Genomic DNA, 18,043 nt, shown 5'->3' on the forward strand with positions numbered 1-18,043 from the left:
GCAGCCATGCAGCACTGGATGAATGCGCCAATGCCGATCTTGCATAGGGGATGCAGATAGTACATAGGAAGCTACCTAACTCAGGTTACAATCCGAGGGCTTCTGTGAGAGCAGGCTTGCCCGCGAAGGGGCCGCCATAGACAAACAAGGTATTCCCGTGACCGCCGCCCTGCCCCCCACCGCCCTGCGCAACGTGCTCACCGCCCTGATGCTGGCCATCTTCCTCGGCGCACTGGACCAGACCATCGTCGCCGTCTCGCTGCCCGCCATCTCGGCGCAGTTCAGCGATGTCGGCCTGCTGGCCTGGGTCATCTCCGGTTATATGGTGGCCATGACCGTGGCCGTGCCGATCTACGGCAAACTGGGCGACCTTTACGGCCGGCGCCGGATGATCCTCACCGGCATCAGCCTGTTCACCCTGGCCTCCATTGCCTGCGCCATGGCCCAGGACATGCCGCAACTGGTGCTGGCCCGGGTACTGCAGGGTATCGGCGCAGGCGGGATGGTCTCGGTGAGCCAGGCAATCATTGGCGACTTCGTGCCCCCACGCGAACGCGGCCGCTACCAGGGCTACTTCAGCAGCATGTACGCTGCGGCCAGCGTGGCCGGGCCAGTGCTGGGCGGCTGGTTGACCGAGTACCTGTCGTGGCGCTGGGTGTTCTGGATCAACCTGCCGCTGGGGCTGGTCGCCTTGTGGGCCATTCGCCGTGCGCTCGCTGATATGCCGGTGCAGCGTCGCGAGGCACAGGTGGACTACCTTGGCGCCATGCTGTTGATTCTCGGCCTTGGCAGCCTGCTGCTGGGCATCACCTTGGTGGGCCAGGGCCACGCCTGGGCCGACCCGGCCGTGCTGGCGCTGTTCGGCTGCGCCCTACTGGGCCTGGCGCTTTTCATCGCACACGAACGCCGCTGCCCAGAGCCGCTGCTGCCGCTCAGCCTGTTTGGCAACCGTGTGGCAGTGCTGTGCTGGGCGGTGATCTTCTTCGCCAGCTTCCAGTCCATTTCCCTGACCATGCTCATGCCCTTGCGTTACCAGAGCATTACCGGCGCCGGTGCCGACAGCGCCGCCCTGCATCTGCTGCCGCTGGCCATGGGGCTGCCCATGGGCGCCTTCACAGGTGGTCGCATGACCAGCCGGACCGGGCGCTACAAGCCACAGATCCTGGCCGGTGCACTGCTGATGCCAGTGGCCATTTTCGCGATGGCACTGACTCCGCCGCAATCAGCGTTGCTCAGTGCGCTGTGCATGCTGCTGACCGGTATAGCCTGCGGGCTGCAATTCCCGACCTCACTGGTGGGCACACAAAGCGCGGTGGCCAGCAAGGACATCGGCGTGGCCACCAGCACCACCAACCTGTTCCGCTCGCTGGGCGGAGCCATGGGCGTAGCGTGCATGTCCAGCCTGTTGCTGGCACTGCTGCATCAAGGTGGTTACGAATTGACGGGTAACCCGTTGCTGGGGAGTTTGAAGGCCGCAGAGGTGGATCTGGTGACTCAAGGGCGGTTGCTGGAGACGTTCAGGCAACTGCTGATGGGGAGTGCGCTTGTCGCGGTGCTGGGACTGTTCGCGGCATTTGCTTTGCCTGACCGGCAATTGCGCGGCCGCTGAAGGTTGCACACGCGCTGCCGCCTTGTGGTGTGAACAGCTGCAAGGCGGCGGCGACCTTAATCTCCCCTTAACACAAAGGGGAAACACTCCCTCACAATCCTTAACAAAGTGTCATTTGCGCAGAGCCGGGCTCAAGCGCAGCATATCCAGCCCGGTGTCGACCCATTTTTCGACATCACCCAACAGATCGACACTGTCAGGCAGCAATAGCCAGCGCCCGATCAGGCCATCGACATAGGCAAACATGGCCACCGCCGCGCGCTCGGCATCCAGCTCGCCAGGCAACTGGCCCCGGCGTACGGCATTGGCCAGCGCCAGGGTGATGCCCTTGTGGCAATCCAGCACCGCACTCTGGCGCTGCTGGCGAATTTCACACATGTCATCGGTGAACTCGCACTTGTGATGCAGGATTTCATTGATACGACGGGTTCGGGCATCGAGCACCAGCTCGTTGAACACTTGCAACAGCAGCTTGCGCATGCAGCCAAGCGGGTCGACTTCATCCTCGCTTTCGCTCGCCCGCGCCAAATGGTCATGGGTCTCGTGCAGGCTGTCGAGCAACGCCTGCACCAGCTCGGCCTTGTTGTTGAAGTGCCAGTAGATCGCCCCCCGCGTCACACCCGCCAGTTCGGCGATGTCGGCCAGGGTGGTTCGCGCAACCCCGCGCTTGTAGAAGGCCCTTTCCGCCGCCTCGATGATCTGGGCACGGGTTTCCTGGGCTTCTTCTTTGGTTCGACGGACCATGGCAGTACAACCTCATCTGGCCCGAACGCGCAGCGCGTGCGGGGAACGCTCCGGGGGCACCTCTGCCGGGGCCTCTCGGATAAGCTAATCAAGCGCTGAGGCTGTATCTGAGTACCACCCAGCAGTATTTACAAACAACCATGAATGTAAGTATATTCCTTAGCAAGCTATTTATCCACCGGATAGCATTTTTTCCAGATCAAGATCTCTTCCATTACTCTTGAGCGTCTCCCTGCTCCAGCGACCCGAGGATCCTCATGCAATTCAAGCCAGCCGTTACCGCTCTGGTTTCCGCCGTCGCCCTGGCAACCCTGCTCAGTGGCTGTAAGAAAGAAGAAGCAGCGCCAGCGGCGCAGGCTCCTCAGGTCGGCGTCGTGACCATCCAGCCGCAAGCCTTCACCCTCACCTCGGAATTGCCGGGGCGAACCAGTGCCTACCGCGTCGCCGAAGTGCGCCCGCAGGTCAACGGCATCATCCTCAAGCGCCTATTCAAGGAAGGCAGTGAGGTCAAGGAAGGCCAGCAGTTGTATCAGATCGACCCTGCCGTGTACGAAGCCACCCTGGCCAATGCCAAGGCCAACCTGCTGGCTACACGCTCACTGGCCGAACGTTACAAGCAACTGATTGACGAACAGGCCGTCTCCAAACAGGAATACGACGACGCCAATGCCAAACGATTGCAGGCTGAGGCTTCGCTCAAGAGCGCACAGATCGACCTGCGCTACACCAAGGTTCTGGCGCCAATCAGCGGCCGTATCGGTCGCTCTTCGTTCACCGAGGGTGCGCTGGTGAGCAATGGCCAGACCGACGCCATGGCCACCATCCAGCAGCTCGATCCTATTTATGTCGACGTTACCCAGTCCACCGCCGAGCTGCTCAAGCTGCGCCGTGACCTGGAAAGCGGCCAGCTGAAGAAGGCCGGCGACAACGCCGCCTCGGTTCAGCTGGTACTGGAAGACGGCAGCCTGTTCAAGCAGGAAGGCCGCCTGGAGTTCTCCGAAGTCGCGGTGGACGAGACCACCGGCTCGGTGACCCTGCGCGCGCTGTTCCCCAACCCCGATCACACCCTGCTGCCAGGCATGTTCGTGCATGCGCGGCTCAAGGCCGGGGTCAACGCCAACGCCATCCTGGCACCGCAACAAGGCGTGACCCGCGACCTCAAAGGCGCACCCACCGCCCTGGTGGTCAACCAGGAGAACAAAGTCGAACTGCGCCAGCTCAAGGCCAGCCGTACCTTGGGTAGCGACTGGCTGATCGAGGAAGGCCTCAACCCGGGTGACCGCCTGATCACCGAAGGGCTGCAGTACGTGCGCCCAGGCGTCGAGGTGAAGGTCAGCGATGCCACCAACGTCAAGAAGCCGGCCGGCCCTGATCAGGCCAACGCGGCGAAAGCAGACGCCAAAGCGGAGTAAACCATGTCGAAGTTCTTTATCGATCGCCCGATCTTCGCCTGGGTGATCGCCTTGGTGATCATGCTGGTCGGGGCCTTGTCTATCCTGAAGCTGCCGATCAACCAGTACCCCAGTATCGCGCCGCCGGCCATCGCCATCGCCGTGACCTACCCGGGCGCCTCGGCGCAAACCGTGCAGGACACCGTGGTGCAGGTGATCGAGCAGCAGCTCAACGGTATCGACAACCTGCGTTATGTGTCGTCGGAAAGTAACTCCGACGGCAGCATGACCATTACCGCCACCTTCGAACAGGGTACCAACCCCGACACCGCGCAGGTCCAGGTACAGAACAAGCTGAACCTGGCCACCCCGCTGCTGCCGCAGGAAGTGCAGCAGCAAGGTATCCGCGTCACCAAAGCAGTGAAGAACTTCCTGCTGGTGATTGGTCTGGTCTCCGAAGACGGCAGCATGACCAAGGACGACCTGGCCAACTACATCGTCTCGAACATGCAGGACCCGATCTCGCGTACCGCGGGTGTAGGTGACTTCCAGGTGTTCGGTGCGCAGTACGCCATGCGTATCTGGCTCGATCCGGCCAAACTGAACAAGTTCCAGCTGACCCCGGTCGACGTCAAGACCGCTGTGGCCGCACAGAACGTGCAGGTGTCTTCCGGCCAGCTCGGCGGCCTGCCAGCCCTGCCGGGCACCCAGCTGAACGCCACCATCATCGGCAAGACCCGCCTGCAAACCGCCGAGCAGTTCGAGAGCATTCTGCTCAAGGTCAACAAAGACGGTTCACAGGTGCGCCTGGGTGACGTCGCCCAAGTAGGCCTGGGGGGTGAAAACTACGCCGTCAGCGCCCAGTTCAACGGCAAGCCGGCGTCCGGCCTGGCGGTAAAACTGGCAACCGGCGCCAACGCCCTGGACACCGCCAAGGCACTGCGCGAGACCATCAAAGGCCTGGAACCGTTCTTCCCGCCGGGGGTCAAGGCGGTATTCCCGTATGACACCACCCCCGTGGTCACCGAATCGATCAGCGGCGTGATCCACACCCTGATCGAAGCCGTGGTGCTGGTGTTCCTGGTGATGTACCTGTTCCTGCAGAACTTCCGCGCCACCATCATCACCACCATGACCGTACCGGTCGTATTGCTGGGTACCTTCGGTATCCTTGCCGCCGCGGGCTTCAGCATCAACACCCTGACCATGTTCGCCATGGTCCTGGCCATCGGCTTGCTGGTGGACGACGCCATCGTCGTGGTGGAGAACGTCGAGCGGGTCATGTCCGAAGAAGGCTTGCCACCCAAGGAAGCGACCAAGCGCTCGATGGAACAGATCCAGGGCGCCCTGGTGGGTATCGCCCTGGTGCTCTCGGCCGTACTGCTGCCCATGGCGTTCTTTGGCGGCTCCACGGGTGTGATCTACCGGCAGTTCTCCATCACCATCGTCTCGGCCATGGGCCTGTCGGTGCTGGTTGCGCTTATCTTCACCCCGGCGCTCTGCGCAACCATGCTCAAACCGCTGAAGAAGGGCGAGCACCACACCGCCAAAGGCGGCTTCTTCGGCTGGTTCAACCGCAACTTCGACCGCAGCGTCAATGGCTACGAGCGTAGCGTAGGCACCATCCTGCGCAACAAGGTGCCATTCCTGCTGGCCTATGCGCTGATCGTGGTCGGCATGATCTGGCTGTTCGCCCGCATCCCTACCGCGTTCCTGCCAGAAGAAGACCAGGGCGTACTGTTCGCTCAGGTGCAGACCCCGGCCGGTTCCAGTGCCGAGCGCACGCAGGTCGTGGTCGACCAGATGCGTGAATACCTGCTCAAGGACGAAGCCGATACCGTATCGTCGGTGTTCACGGTCAACGGTTTCAACTTCGCAGGCCGCGGCCAGAGCTCAGGCATGGCCTTCATCATGCTCAAACCCTGGGATGAACGCTCGAAGGAGAACAGCGTGTTCGCCCTGGCCCAGCGCGCCCAGCAGCACTTCTTCACCTTCCGTGATGCGATGGTGTTCGCCTTCGCCCCGCCAGCGGTGCTTGAACTGGGTAACGCCACCGGCTTCGACGTGTTCCTTCAGGACCGCGGCGGTGTCGGCCACGCGAAGTTGATGGAGGCGCGCAACCAGTTCCTGGCCAAAGCTGCGCAGAGCAAGATCCTCAGCGCCGTGCGCCCGAACGGCCTGAACGATGAACCGCAGTACCAACTGACCATTGATGACGAACGTGCCAGCGCCTTGGGCGTGACCATTGCCGACATCAATAACACCCTGTCGATTGCCTTGGGTGCCAGCTACGTCAACGACTTCATCGACCGTGGCCGGGTCAAGAAGGTGTACATCCAGGGCGAACCCAGCGCGCGGATGAGCCCGGAAGACCTGCAAAAATGGTACGTGCGCAACGGCGCAGGCGAGATGGTGCCGTTCTCCTCCTTCGCCAAAGGCGAATGGACCTACGGTTCGCCGAAGCTGTCGCGTTACAACGGTGTCGAAGCGATGGAAATCCTCGGTGCACCGGCGCCTGGTTACAGTACCGGTGAAGCCATGGCCGAGGTCGAGCGCATTGCAGGCGAGCTGCCGAGCGGTATCGGCTTCTCCTGGACCGGCATGTCCTACGAGGAAAAACTCTCCGGCTCGCAGATGCCGGCGCTGTTCGCCCTCTCGGTGCTGTTCGTGTTCCTGTGCCTGGCGGCCCTGTACGAAAGCTGGTCGATTCCGATCGCTGTGGTGCTGGTGGTACCGCTGGGTATCATCGGTGCGCTGATCGCCACCAGCCTGCGCGGCCTGTCCAACGACGTGTACTTCCTGGTTGGCCTGTTGACCACCATCGGTCTTGCGGCGAAAAACGCCATTCTGATCGTGGAATTCGCCAAGGAGCTGCACGAACAAGGCCGTAGCCTGTACGACGCAGCGATCGAAGCGTGCCGCATGCGTCTGCGCCCGATCATCATGACCTCGCTGGCGTTCATCCTGGGCGTGGTACCGTTGACGATCGCCAGCGGCGCCGGCGCCGGCAGCCAGCACGCCATCGGTACTGGCGTGATCGGCGGTATGATCAGTGCGACCGTGCTGGCTATCTTCTGGGTACCACTGTTCTTCGTCGCAGTGTCGTCGCTGTTCGGCAGCAAAGAGCCGGAAAAAGACGTCACCCCTGAAAATCCACGTTATGAGGCTGGGCAATGACCAAGTCTTTGTTGTCCCTGGCGGTAACCGCTTTCATTCTTGGCGGTTGCTCGCTGATCCCTGACTACCAGACCCCAGAGGCGCCGGTGGCTGCGCAGTGGCCGCAAGGCCCTGCTTACTCGCCGACGCAATCGGCGGATGTTGCCGCTGCTGAACAGGGCTGGCGCCAGTTCTTCCACGACCCGGCGCTGCAACAGCTGATCCAGACCTCGCTGGTCAATAACCGCGACCTGCGCGTCGCGGCGTTGAACCTCGACGCCTACCGTGCGCAATACCGCATTCAGCGCGCCGACCTGTTCCCGGCGGTTTCGGCCACCGGCAGCGGCAGCCGCCAGCGTGTCCCGGCGAACATGTCGCAAACAGGCGAATCTGGCATCACCAGCCAGTACTCGGCCACCTTGGGCGTCAGCGCCTACGAGCTGGACCTGTTCGGCCGCGTGCGCAGCCTGACCGAGCAGGCCCTGGAAACCTACCTCTCCAGCGAGCAGGCGCGTCGTTCCACGCAAATTGCCCTGGTCGCCAGCGTGGCCAACGCCTACTACACCTGGCAGGCCGACCAGGCCCTGTTCAAGCTGACCGAAGAAACGCTGAAGACCTACGAGGAAAGCTACAACCTCACCCGTCGCAGCAACGAGGTCGGCGTGGCCTCGGCCCTGGACGTCAGCCAGGCGCGTACCGCCGTGGAAGGCGCCAGGGTCAAGTACTCGCAGTACCAGCGCCTGGTCGCCCAGGACGTCAACAGCCTGACCGTGCTGCTGGGCACCGGCATTCCTGCCGACCTGGCCAAGCCGCTGGAGCTTGATGCCGACCAACTGGCCGAAGTACCGGCCGGCCTGCCATCGGATATCCTTCAGCGTCGCCCGGACATTCAGGAAGCCGAGCACCTGCTCAAGGCTGCCAACGCCAACATTGGTGCAGCCCGCGCAGCGTTCTTCCCGAGCATCAGCCTGACCGCGAACGCCGGCAGCCTGAGCCCCGACATGGGCCACCTGTTCGCGGGCGGCCAGGGCACCTGGCTGTTCCAGCCGCAGATCAACCTGCCGATCTTCAACGCCGGTAGCCTGAAAGCCAGCCTGGACTACTCGAAAATCCAGAAGGACATCAACGTCGCCAAGTACGAAAAAACCATCCAGACGGCCTTCCAGGAAGTCTCCGATGGCCTGGCGGCACGCAAGACCTTCGAAGAGCAGTTGCAGGCCCAGCGCGACCTGGTGCAGGCGAACCAGGACTACTACCGCTTGGCCGAACGCCGTTACCGCATCGGGATTGACAGCAACCTGACCTTCCTCGATGCCCAACGCAACCTGTTCAGTGCCCAGCAAGCGCTGATCGGAGACCGCCTGTCGCAGCTGACCAGCGAGGTCAACCTGTACAAGGCGCTTGGCGGTGGCTGGTACGAGCAGACCGGGCAGGCCAACCAGCAGGCATCGGTGGAAACACCGAAAGGCTGATCGGCCTTGTTACAGCAAAGCCCACCCTTAGCGGTGGGCTTTGCTTTTTTACTGCCTGTGCCGACCTGTATCCCCTGGCGATTCAGCGTCGCAGCCACCACCGTATTCGCGGGTGAACCCGCTCCTACACGGATCGTGTGGCGGACACATACGGTGGTTGGGCGCAAGCCGTTGTAGGAGCGGGTTTACCCGCGAAGAGGCCGCCCCAGGAGAGTTATTAACCAACCGGAACATTCCGTTCGATTATCGCCCCGTTCCGTTTGCGGCGAATTGCCTCACCCCCGCACTACCCCGCACCATCCCCCCACGCAACGTTACTCAAGTTCATCAAAAACACCCGCACCTGCAGGCCCGATCCCGCAGTGCACTGGCTCGACCATAAAAACAAGAGATCCACGACAGATGAGCATTTCGCTACCCGCACGTCAGCTGCTGCCTGGCCTGTTGGCCATGTCCTGCGCCCTCCCCGCATTCGCCGCCAGCGAAGGTGGTTTCATCGAGGACGCCAAGGCCACCCTCAACCTGCGCAACTTCTACATCAACCGCAACTTCGTCGACCCGGCCCACCCACAGGGCAAGGCCGAGGAATGGACACAAAGCTTCATCCTCGATGCCCGTTCCGGTTTCACCCAGGGCACGGTCGGTTTCGGCGTGGACGTACTGGGCCTGTACTCGGTCAAACTCGACGGCGGCAAAGGCACCACCAACACTCACCTGCTGCCCGTGCATGGCGACGGCCGCCCGGCCGATGACTTTGGTCGGCTGGGTGTGGCGCTGAAGGCCAAGCTGTCCGAAACCGAGCTGAAGGTCGGTGAATGGATGCCGGTACTGCCAATCCTGCGTTCGGACGATGGCCGCTCACTGCCGCAAACCTTCCGCGGTGGCCAGCTGACCTCCAAGGAAATCGCCGGCCTGACCCTGTACGCTGGCCAGTTCCGCGGCAACAGCCCGCGCAACGATGCAAGCATGGAAGACATGTCGCTCAACGGCAAAGCCGCCTTCACCTCCGACCGTTTCAACTTCGGCGGCGGTGAGTACACCTTCAACGACAAGCGCACCATGATCGGCCTGTGGGATGCCCAGCTCAAGGACATCTACCGCCAGCAATACCTCAACCTGACGCACAGCCAGCCGCTGGGCGACTGGACGCTGGGCGCCAACCTGGGCTATTTCATCGGCAAGGAAGATGGCGCCGAACGGGCCGGCAAGCTGGACAACCGCACCGCCTCCGCCTTGCTTTCGGCGCGCTACCAAGGCCACACCTTTTACGTTGGCCTGCAGAAGGTCAGCGGCGACGATGCCTGGATGCGGGTCAATGGCACCAGTGGCGGTACCCTGGCCAACGACAGCTACAATTCAAGCTTCGACAATGCCAAGGAGCGTTCCTGGCAGGTTCGCCATGACTTCAACTTCGCCACCGTCGGCGTACCCGGCCTGACCCTGATGAACCGCTATATCAAGGGTGACAACGTCACCGTGGGCAGCGTGGACGATGGCAAGGAATGGGCACGGGAAACAGAGCTGGCCTATGTCGTGCAGTCGGGCAGCTTCAAGGACCTGTCGGTGAAATGGCGCAACTCGACTATGCGTCGCGACTTCAGCACCAACGCGTTCGATGAGAACCGCTTGATCGTGAGTTATCCGCTGAATCTTCTGTGAATCAAATGGCCTCTTCGCGGATAAACCCGCGAGGAGGCCAGACGCCTCCTCAAATGACCTGAAGCCATAAAAATCCATGCCCCTTTTTTGAAGGCATGATTTGCAACAGCTTGATGAAATCCCTGCCATGAATTTGCCAGTGCACGCTGCCGCCATTCGCTGAGCTGATAATGGTGGTGACTGCAGGCTATCCTGATCACTATCAGGTACAGGTGAAACAAAGCAGAACAGGGAGGCACAACAATGAAAACCCTCGTCGACCACCTGAGCCAATACGCCAACTACCACCGCGATCCGCGCAATATCGCCACCCACTTCGTCGGCATCCCCATGATCGTGCTGGCAGTCACCATCCTGCTTTCACGCCCAGGCTGGGAGATAGCTGGCATGTGGCTGTCCCCTGCCCTGGTGGCAGCGGCGGCGTCTGTGTGGTTCTACTTGCGCCTGGACCTGCGCTTCGGGCTGGTGATGGGGCTGTTGCTGGGCCTGTGCCTGTGGGTCGGTGAGGCGCTGGCAGTACAGTCGACAACGCTATGGCTCGGCGCCGGGCTGGGAGCGTTCGTGGTGGGCTGGATCATCCAGTTCATCGGCCATTACTACGAAGGCCGCAAACCGGCATTTGTTGACGACGTGAGTGGCCTGATCATCGGGCCGCTGTTCGTGGTGGCGGAAGCTGCGTTCATGCTGGGCCTGTGCCCGACCCTGAAGCGCGCCGTGGAAACCAATGCCGGCCCGATTGCCATGCGGCAAAAAAAGGCATCGGTGTAAAGGCCATTCGCGGGCAAGCGCCCTGTTACAGGGGGCTTGCCCGCGAACACGGTTTACTGGCGCGACTCTACGCCAAGTTCATCCCACACCGACTCAGCCATGTGGAACGTGGCATTGGCCGCCGGAATGCCGCAGTAGATCGCGCTCTGCATCAGCACTTCCTTGATCTCGTCACGGGTCACACCATTGTTGGCCGCCGCACGCAGGTGCAGCTTCAGCTCGTCGTTGCGGTTCATGCCAATCAGCATGGCGATGGTGATCAGGCTGCGGGTATGGCGCGGCAGCCCCGGGCGGGTCCAGATGTCACCCCAGGCGTGGCGGGTGATCATTTCCTGGAACTCGCCATTGAAGTCGTTGAGTTTCTCCAGGCTGCGGTCCACGTGGGCATCACCCAGCACTGCGCGGCGCACTTGCATGCCAGCGTCGTAACGTTGTTTCTCGTCCATGGCGTTGTCCTCAGTGAGCCAGCAGAAAATCGAGCACGCGGCGGCTGAAGGCCTCGCCAATCTCGACATTGGACAGGTGCGCCGCCGGGAAGTCGACGTACTCGGCACCTTGGATACCGGCCTGCATGAAGCGGCCATGCTCAGGGGTGGTAACCACGTCTTCCGTACCGGCAACGATCAGCGCGGGCACCTGGATGCGGCCCAGTTGCTCACGATAATCAGCGTCACGTACTGCTGCACAGTTGCCTGCGTAGCCTTGCGGGCTGGTTTGCGCCAGCATCTGGCAGATACGCTGGGCCTGCTCCGCCTGTGCCTGGGCAAAGCCCGGGGTGAACCAGCGGGCGATAGAGGCATCGCGCAGGTCGACCATGGCCTGCTGGCCGCCTTTGAGTACCGTGTCGATACGGGTGTTCCACACCTCGTCATTGGCGATCTTGGCGGCCGTGTTGCACAGGGTCAGGCTGTGCAGGCGCTCACCTGCATGGATACCCAGCCACTGGCCGATCAGGCCTCCCATCGACAGGCCGACGAAGTGAGCCTTTTGAATGTCCAGGCCATCGAGCAGGGCCAGCACGTCGCGGCCCAGCTGTTCGATGCTGTAAGGGCCCTCAGTGACCAGCGATGCGCCGTGACCACGGGTGTCATAGCGCAGCACCCGGAAGTGCTGGCTCCAGAGCGGAATCTGGGTGTCCCACATGCCCAGGTCGGTACCCAGCGAGTTGGACAGGACCAGCACCGGGGCGTCATCCGGGCCATCGATCTGGTAATTCAAAACGCCATCGGCCAGTTGCAAGTGCGCCACAGCGGTCTCCTTCAGGCAGTAAAACGTTGATGTTCGGACACGGCGCGCGCCACCCAGACGCGGGCCTGGCCCAGGTAATGGGCAGGGTCGAGCAGGCGATCGAGTTCTTCGCCAGACAGCTCGGCGCTGACCTGCGGCTCGTCACCCAGCACGGCACGCAGGTGCCGCTGTTCGGCCACCGCGCGCTGGCAGCATTGTTCCAGCAGGTGGTGGGCACGATCGCGACCCAGACGCTGGGCGAGGACGATGCTCACCGCTTCTGCCAGCACCAGGCCTTGTGTCAGGTCGAGGTTACGGCGCATGCGCGCGGCATCCACCTCCATGCCCTCGGCAATCACTTGAGCCTGGCGCAGGGCACCAGAGACCAGGCAGCAGATATCCGGCAGGGTTTCCCACTCGGCATGCCATAGGCCCAGGCTGCGTTCGTGCTCCTGAGGCATGGCTGCAAACAGCGTCGACAGCAAGCCCGGCACGCGGGTTGCGGCACCGATCAACACGGCGGCACCCACCGGGTTGCGCTTGTGTGGCATGGTCGAAGAACCACCCTTGCCCGGCGCAGACGGCTCAAATACCTCCCCCGCCTCGGTTTGCATCAGCAAGCTGATATCACGGCCGAACTTGCCCAGGCTGCCGGCAACCAGGCCCAGCACCGAGGCAAACTCCACCAGGCGGTCGCGTTGGGTGTGCCAGGGCTGCTCGGGCAGGGACAGCTTGAGCTGTTCGGCCAGCGCTTCGGCCACCGGCATTGCCTTGCTGCCCAGGGCCGCCAGGCTGCCCGAGGCACCGCCGAACTGCAGGACCAGCAGGCGCGGGCGCAGTTCCTGCAGGCGCTGACGGTGGCGGGTCAAAGCCCCCAGTACACCGGCCAGTTTCATGCCCAGGGTCACCGGGGTGGCGTGTTGCAACCAGGTACGACCCACCAAGGGCGTATCGGCGTGCTTCAAGGCCTGCTGCGACAGGGTATCGGCCAGCTTGCCGAGGTCGGCCTCGATCAAATCGAGGGCATCGCGCAGCTGCAGAACCAGACCCGTGTCCATCGCATCCTGGCTGGTGGCCCCAAGGTGCACATAGCGCTCAGCCTCAGGTACGCCAGTGGCGATCACCTTGCCCAACGCTTTCACCAGCGGAATGGCCGAGTTGCCGGCGGTGGCTATGGCATTGGCCAACGCACCAACGTCATAGCGCTCGGCCTGGCATGCCGCCTCGATGGCTGCTACCGCGCTGTGCGGGACCAAACCGGCAGAGGCTTCGGCACGGGCAAGCGCTGCTTCGAAATCCAGCATGCCCTGCAGGCGGCCACGGTCGGAGAAAATCTCGCGCATGGCCGGCGCGGTGAAATAGGCGTCGAACAGTTGGTTGCTCATGCAGCGTCCTTAGTCATCATGGTGCAGGTACGCCGCCTGCTTCGGCAGGCGCAGGCTGAACAGGAAGGCAATCGCCATCATCGCCGTGACGTACCAATAGAAAGTGTTTTCCATCCCCAGGGTTTTCAGGCCCAGGGCCACATACTCGGCCGAACCGCCGAATGCTGCGTTGGCCACCGCATAGGCCAGGCCAACACCCAGTGCACGCACCTGCGGCGGGAACATCTCAGCCTTCACCAGACCGCTGATCGAGGTGTAGAAACTGACGATACACAGGGCCAGGCTGATCAGCACGAAGGCCATGAACGGGCTGGTCACAGTTTTCAGTGCCATCAGCAGCGGCACGGTGCACAGGGTACCGAGGCCGCCGAACAGCAGCATCGAATTGCGCCGACCGATACGGTCGGACAGCATGCCGAAGAACGGCTGCAACACCATGAACAGGAACAACGCCCCGGTCATCACGTAGCTGGCGTTCTTGGCTGTCATGCCCGCGGTGTTGACCAGGTACTTCTGCATGTAGGTGGTGAAGGTATAGAAAATCAGCGAGCCACCCGCGGTGTAGCCCAGTACCGTGATGAACGCCGCTGCGTGATTGCGGAACAGGCCTGCGATAGAACCTGCATCCTTGTCATTGCGGGCTTCGGCGCTACTGGTCTCGTGCAGCGAACGGCGCAACATCAGCGAGATCAGGGCGGCGATGGCCCCCACCACGAAGGGAATGCGCCAGCCCCAGGCCCGCAGTTCATCTTCAGTCAGCAGCTGTTGCAGGATCACCACGACCAATACCGCCAGCAACTGGCCGCCGATCAGGGTGACGTACTGGAACGAAGCAAAGAAGCCGCGCTGCCCACGCAGTGCCACTTCACTCATGTAGGTGGCCGTGGTGCCGTATTCGCCCCCTACCGACAGCCCCTGGATCAGGCGGGCCAGCAACAGCAGCGCCGGGGCCCAGGTGCCGATGCTGGCATAGGTGGGCAGGCAGGCGATCATCAGGGAGCCGAAGCACATCATCAGCACCGAGATCATCAGGGAGTTCTTGCGACCGTGGCGGTCGGCGAGGCGGCCGAAGATCCAGCCACCAATGGGGCGCATCAGGAAGCCTGCGGCGAATACACCTGCCGTGTTCAGCAACTGCACGGTGGGGTCGTCGGAGGGGAAGAAGGCCGGGGCAAAGTAGATCGCGCAGAAGGCGTAGACGTAGAAGTCGAACCATTCCACCAGGTTGCCTGACGAGGCACCGACAATAGCGAAGATGCGCTTGCTGCGTTCTTCGCCGGTGTAATAGGTTGAGGTCATGAGGGTTTCACTCCTGGAGGGTCCTAGGTAAGTCTAGACATACCTAGTAACACACTCGTTCCGCTATCTGGCTGGCAATTGGCCTTGTGTCTCACAGGACAGACCTCTTCGCGGGCAAGCCCGCCCCCACAGGTGATTGCGTGGATCCCTGTAAGAGCGGGCTTGCCCGCGAAGCGGCCGGTACAGGTCAAACCCGCTCGATGGCCAGTGCCAGACCTTGGCCAACGCCCACACACATGGTCGCCAGGCCTTTACGCCCACCACTCTTCTCCAGTTGGTGCAGCGCAGTCAGCACCAGGCGTGCACCGCTCATGCCCAGCGGATGGCCCAGGGCAATGGCGCCACCATTAGGGTTTACCTGTGGTGCATCGTCAGCGACACCCAGCTCACGCAGCACCGCCAGGCCTTGACTGGCAAACGCTTCGTTAAGCTCGATCACGTCGAAATCGCTTACCGCAACCCCCAGACGCTCGGTCAGCTTGCGCACCGCCGGCACCGGGCCAATGCCCATGACACGTGGAGCAACGCCGCCGCTGGCCATGCCCAGAACGCGGGCACGCGGGGTCAGGCCGTGTTTCTTCACCGCTGCGGCCGAGGCAAGGATCATTGCTGCAGCACCGTCGTTAACGCCCGAGGCGTTGCCGGCGGTGACCGTCTTGTCCGGGCCGTTGACCGGTTTGAGCTTGGTCAGCGCCTCCAGCGTGGTTTCCGGGCGCAGGTGTTCGTCACGTTCGACGATGATTTCGCCCTTCTTGTGAGCGATACGCACCGGCACAATTTCTTCGGCAAAGAAGCCGGCAGCCTGTGCAGCGGCAGCCTTCTGCTGGCTGCGCAGGGCGAAAGCGTCCTGGTCGGCACGCGAAACCTGATAGTCGTCAGCCACGTTGTCGGCGGTTTCCGGCATGGAATCCACACCGTACTGGCTCTTCATCAGCGGGTTGATGAAACGCCAGCCAATGGTGGTGTCTTCCAGCTTCATGTTGCGCGAATAGGCGCTTTCAGCCTTGCCCATGACGAACGGGGCGCGCGACATCGACTCGACGCCACCGGCAATCACCAGTTCCATCTCGCCGCTGGCGATGGCGCGGAACGCGGTGCCGATGGCATCCATACCCGACGCGCACAGGCGGTTCAAGGTGACGCCCGGGATGCTTTCCGGCAGGCCGGCCAGCAGCAGTGCCATACGGGCCACGTTGCGGTTGTCTTCACCGGCCTGGTTGGCGCAGCCGAAGAACACTTCGTCTACCTGGTCCCACTGCACGCCAGGGTTGCGCTCGATCAGCGCCTTCAGCGGCACGGCTGCCAGGTCGTCGGCCCGCACGCTGGCCAGGGCGCCGCCAAAGCGGCCGATCGGGGTACGGATGGCGTCACAGATGAATACGTCGTGCATCAGGCTTCTCCTGCCAGCTGGCCATGGTCAGCGGCGGTACGGGCGTCGAGGTCACGCATGGCGGACGGCTCGATTGGGGTGGGTGTGGAAATGGTCTGCGCGTGGCATTTGGAGGCTCCTGGTCAGGGTGCTTCGATGAACCCAGATTAAGGAGACTGGTGGGCACCTTACAATCCGATAATCGACTATTTGTGCGATTAACGAACCATTTGTTGCGCAACTGCCCACGCCCACCACAGGGCAGCTGTGCGCCCTGATCGCAGCACAATGCCGCACCAGTCGGCGCGGCGTTGTGCTGCGAATGGGCCGTAACGCGGCCCTCGCCCTCAGGTTGCGTCGGCGTGGCTGACCAGCCCCTTGACGACCACACCCACAGTCGCCAGCGCTGCCGGCACCAGCAACGCCGTCAGCACCTGCTCGAAAGTCCAGCCCAGGCCCAGCAGCGTTGCACCACTCCAGGCCCCAAGAATCGCACCAAAGCGGCCAATACCCAGCATCCACGATACACCTGTGGCACGGCCCTGAGTGGGATAGAAGCGCGCCGCCAGCGATGGCATTGCCGACTGCGCACCGTTCACACACATACCGGCAACGAGCACCAGCGTAGCTAGCACGGTGATGTTGCCCAGGCTCTGCCCCACCGCGTAGGCGAACACCCCGGCCAGCAGATAGAAAATGCCAATCACCTTGTGCGGGTTGAAACGGTCCATGGCCCAACCCACGCCGACTGCACTTAGCACTCCGCCAAACTGGAACAGCGCGCCGATGAACGCCGCCTGCTCCATGCTCGCGCCGCTGTCACGCATCAGGGTTGGCAGCCAACTGGTCAGAAGGTAGACGATCACCAGGCCCATGAAATAGGTCAGCCACAGCAACACGGTGCCCAAGCCATAGGTGCCAGAGAAGATCACCGCGAACACGTTGCGCGCAGCCACCGCCTTTTGCTCAGGCACACTGAAACTGCCTGCCTCGGCCACCACTTGCGGGGCGATTGGCGACAAGGTCTTGCGCACCTTGTCGGTGCCGCGGTTGCGCACCACCAGGAACCGCGCCGACTCCGGCAGCCAGACCATCAGCACCAGCGCCAGCAGCAACGGCAGCACGCCACCGATGACCAGCAGGCTGTGCCAGCCGTAGGCCGGGATCATCTTGGCGGAAATGAAGCCACCACCCGCCATGCCCAGGTTGAAGCCACAGAACATGCTGGTCACCAGCAGCGACTTGAGGCGCTCCGGGGTGTATTCGGACAACAGCGTGGTAGCGTTGGGCATGCCTGCACCCAGGCCCAGGCCAGTCAGGAAGCGCAGTACCAGCAACTGGTCGACGTTGGTGGCATAGGCCGAGGCCAGGCTGAAACCACCAAATACCAGCACCGCCCCCACCAGCACGCCTTTGCGGCCGAAACGGTCAGCCAGCGGCCCGGAGCCCAGGGCGCCGAACACCATGCCGATCAACGCGGCACTCATGACCGGCCCAAGGCTGGCGCGGTCGATTCCCCACTCTTGCGACAGTGCCGGGGCGATGAAACCCATGGCAGCAGTGTCCAGGCCATCGAGGAAGACGATCAGAAAGCACAGCAGCACGACTCGCCACTGATAGCGGGACAGCGGCTGCTGATTGATGAACGACTGAACGTCGAGGCTTTTGCCGACGTTGGTTTGCGCTTGATTCATTATTGTTATCCAGAATGTGGGGCACAGTCAGGCCATTGCACGCGGGTAACCGGTACAAAGGCGATGATTGGGGTATATGGCCTGGGTCAGCCTGGATACAACGGTACTGCATGCGGGTGCGGCCGCAGCAGCGAGGTGACAGTATTCATGCGTAAGTGCCTCTTATGTTTTTCTTGTTCGGTCGGCTAGCCGACCGTTGCGAGAGACATTAATCAGCGGGCCGGGGTGAAGCAATTCACCCGGCACGACACTGTGCGTTTATCGCACAAG

General features: G+C 62.4%; 13 protein-coding genes. 6 read left to right on the top strand and 7 right to left on the bottom strand.

What is annotated here, in order from left to right; genetic code table 11:
- Positions 1–157 precede the first annotated feature (157 nt).
- Positions 158–1,609, top strand: coding sequence for an MDR family MFS transporter (locus KW568_RS23785; RefSeq protein ID WP_003251960.1), 1,452 nt, complete (start codon positions 158–160; stop codon positions 1,607–1,609).
- A 111-nt stretch (positions 1,610–1,720) separates the two neighbouring features.
- On the opposite strand, the gene ttgR is transcribed toward KW568_RS23785, so the two are convergent.
- On the bottom strand, positions 1,721–2,353 hold the full coding sequence (ttgR, locus tag KW568_RS23790; RefSeq protein ID WP_004575141.1) for an efflux transport transcriptional regulator TtgR: 633 nt from the start codon (positions 2,351–2,353) through the stop codon (positions 1,721–1,723).
- Positions 2,354–2,610: 257 nt separating this feature from the next.
- Here ttgR and ttgA point away from each other — a divergent pair, with 257 nt between their 5' ends.
- From ttgA to KW568_RS23815, 5 genes are all read left to right on the top strand, one after another.
- Complete coding sequence (gene ttgA, locus KW568_RS23795) at positions 2,611–3,765, top strand: toluene efflux RND transporter periplasmic adaptor subunit TtgA (protein WP_003251957.1); 1,155 nt, start codon at positions 2,611–2,613, stop codon at positions 3,763–3,765.
- A gap of 3 nt (positions 3,766–3,768) precedes the next feature.
- The gene (gene ttgB / locus KW568_RS23800) at positions 3,769–6,921 is read left to right on the top strand and encodes a multidrug efflux RND transporter permease subunit TtgB (protein ID WP_014754360.1); all 3,153 of its coding nucleotides are present in this window, start codon (positions 3,769–3,771) and stop codon (positions 6,919–6,921) included.
- Complete coding sequence (locus KW568_RS23805) at positions 6,918–8,372, top strand: AdeC/AdeK/OprM family multidrug efflux complex outer membrane factor (protein ID WP_003251955.1); 1,455 nt, start codon at positions 6,918–6,920, stop codon at positions 8,370–8,372. The genes ttgB and KW568_RS23805 overlap by 4 nt, the downstream gene beginning before the upstream one ends.
- Before the next feature lie 402 nt (positions 8,373–8,774).
- Complete coding sequence (locus KW568_RS23810; RefSeq protein ID WP_102886037.1) at positions 8,775–10,031, top strand: OprD family porin; 1,257 nt, start codon at positions 8,775–8,777, stop codon at positions 10,029–10,031.
- Between the two features lie 243 nt (positions 10,032–10,274).
- Positions 10,275–10,799: a DUF962 domain-containing protein gene (locus KW568_RS23815; protein ID WP_003251951.1), complete on the top strand. Its 525-nt coding sequence runs from the start codon at positions 10,275–10,277 to the stop codon at positions 10,797–10,799.
- A gap of 53 nt (positions 10,800–10,852) precedes the next feature.
- Here KW568_RS23815 and pcaC read toward each other — a convergent pair whose 3' ends face one another.
- From pcaC to KW568_RS23850, 6 genes are all read right to left on the bottom strand, one after another.
- Positions 10,853–11,245, bottom strand: coding sequence for a 4-carboxymuconolactone decarboxylase (pcaC, locus tag KW568_RS23820; RefSeq protein ID WP_003251949.1), 393 nt, complete (start codon positions 11,243–11,245; stop codon positions 10,853–10,855).
- Between the two features lie 10 nt (positions 11,246–11,255).
- Positions 11,256–12,047 (bottom strand): 3-oxoadipate enol-lactonase, encoded by a 792-nt coding sequence (gene pcaD / locus KW568_RS23825; RefSeq protein ID WP_014754363.1) that lies wholly within the window; start codon positions 12,045–12,047, stop codon positions 11,256–11,258.
- A gap of 11 nt (positions 12,048–12,058) precedes the next feature.
- Positions 12,059–13,411 (bottom strand): 3-carboxy-cis,cis-muconate cycloisomerase, encoded by a 1,353-nt coding sequence (locus KW568_RS23830; RefSeq protein WP_003251947.1) that lies wholly within the window; start codon positions 13,409–13,411, stop codon positions 12,059–12,061.
- A gap of 9 nt (positions 13,412–13,420) precedes the next feature.
- The gene (locus KW568_RS23835; RefSeq protein ID WP_003251946.1) at positions 13,421–14,710 is read right to left on the bottom strand and encodes an MFS family transporter; all 1,290 of its coding nucleotides are present in this window, start codon (positions 14,708–14,710) and stop codon (positions 13,421–13,423) included.
- 187 nt (positions 14,711–14,897) lie between these two features.
- The gene (pcaF, locus tag KW568_RS23840; protein WP_172830960.1) at positions 14,898–16,103 is read right to left on the bottom strand and encodes a 3-oxoadipyl-CoA thiolase; all 1,206 of its coding nucleotides are present in this window, start codon (positions 16,101–16,103) and stop codon (positions 14,898–14,900) included.
- A 323-nt stretch (positions 16,104–16,426) separates the two neighbouring features.
- Positions 16,427–17,773: an MFS transporter gene (locus KW568_RS23850; protein ID WP_003251942.1), complete on the bottom strand. Its 1,347-nt coding sequence runs from the start codon at positions 17,771–17,773 to the stop codon at positions 16,427–16,429.
- Positions 17,774–18,043 lie beyond the last annotated feature (270 nt).

The organism is Pseudomonas sp. HD6515, from assembly GCF_024971855.1.
Taxonomy (GTDB): Bacteria; Pseudomonadota; Gammaproteobacteria; order Pseudomonadales; family Pseudomonadaceae; genus Aquipseudomonas; species Aquipseudomonas alloputida.

Coding starts and splice junctions, on each gene's coding strand:
- ttgR (WP_004575141.1), bottom strand. CDS start 2,353: ATGGTCCGTCGAACCAAAGAAGAAGCCCAGGAAACCCGTGCCCAGATC.
- ttgA (WP_003251957.1), top strand. CDS start 2,611: ATGCAATTCAAGCCAGCCGTTACCGCTCTGGTTTCCGCCGTCGCCCTG.
- ttgB (WP_014754360.1), top strand. CDS start 3,769: ATGTCGAAGTTCTTTATCGATCGCCCGATCTTCGCCTGGGTGATCGCC.
- KW568_RS23805 (WP_003251955.1), top strand. CDS start 6,918: ATGACCAAGTCTTTGTTGTCCCTGGCGGTAACCGCTTTCATTCTTGGC.
- KW568_RS23810 (WP_102886037.1), top strand. CDS start 8,775: ATGAGCATTTCGCTACCCGCACGTCAGCTGCTGCCTGGCCTGTTGGCC.
- KW568_RS23815 (WP_003251951.1), top strand. CDS start 10,275: ATGAAAACCCTCGTCGACCACCTGAGCCAATACGCCAACTACCACCGC.
- pcaC (WP_003251949.1), bottom strand. CDS start 11,245: ATGGACGAGAAACAACGTTACGACGCTGGCATGCAAGTGCGCCGCGCA.
- KW568_RS23830 (WP_003251947.1), bottom strand. CDS start 13,411: ATGAGCAACCAACTGTTCGACGCCTATTTCACCGCGCCGGCCATGCGC.
- KW568_RS23835 (WP_003251946.1), bottom strand. CDS start 14,710: ATGACCTCAACCTATTACACCGGCGAAGAACGCAGCAAGCGCATCTTC.
- KW568_RS23850 (WP_003251942.1), bottom strand. CDS start 17,773: ATGAATCAAGCGCAAACCAACGTCGGCAAAAGCCTCGACGTTCAGTCG.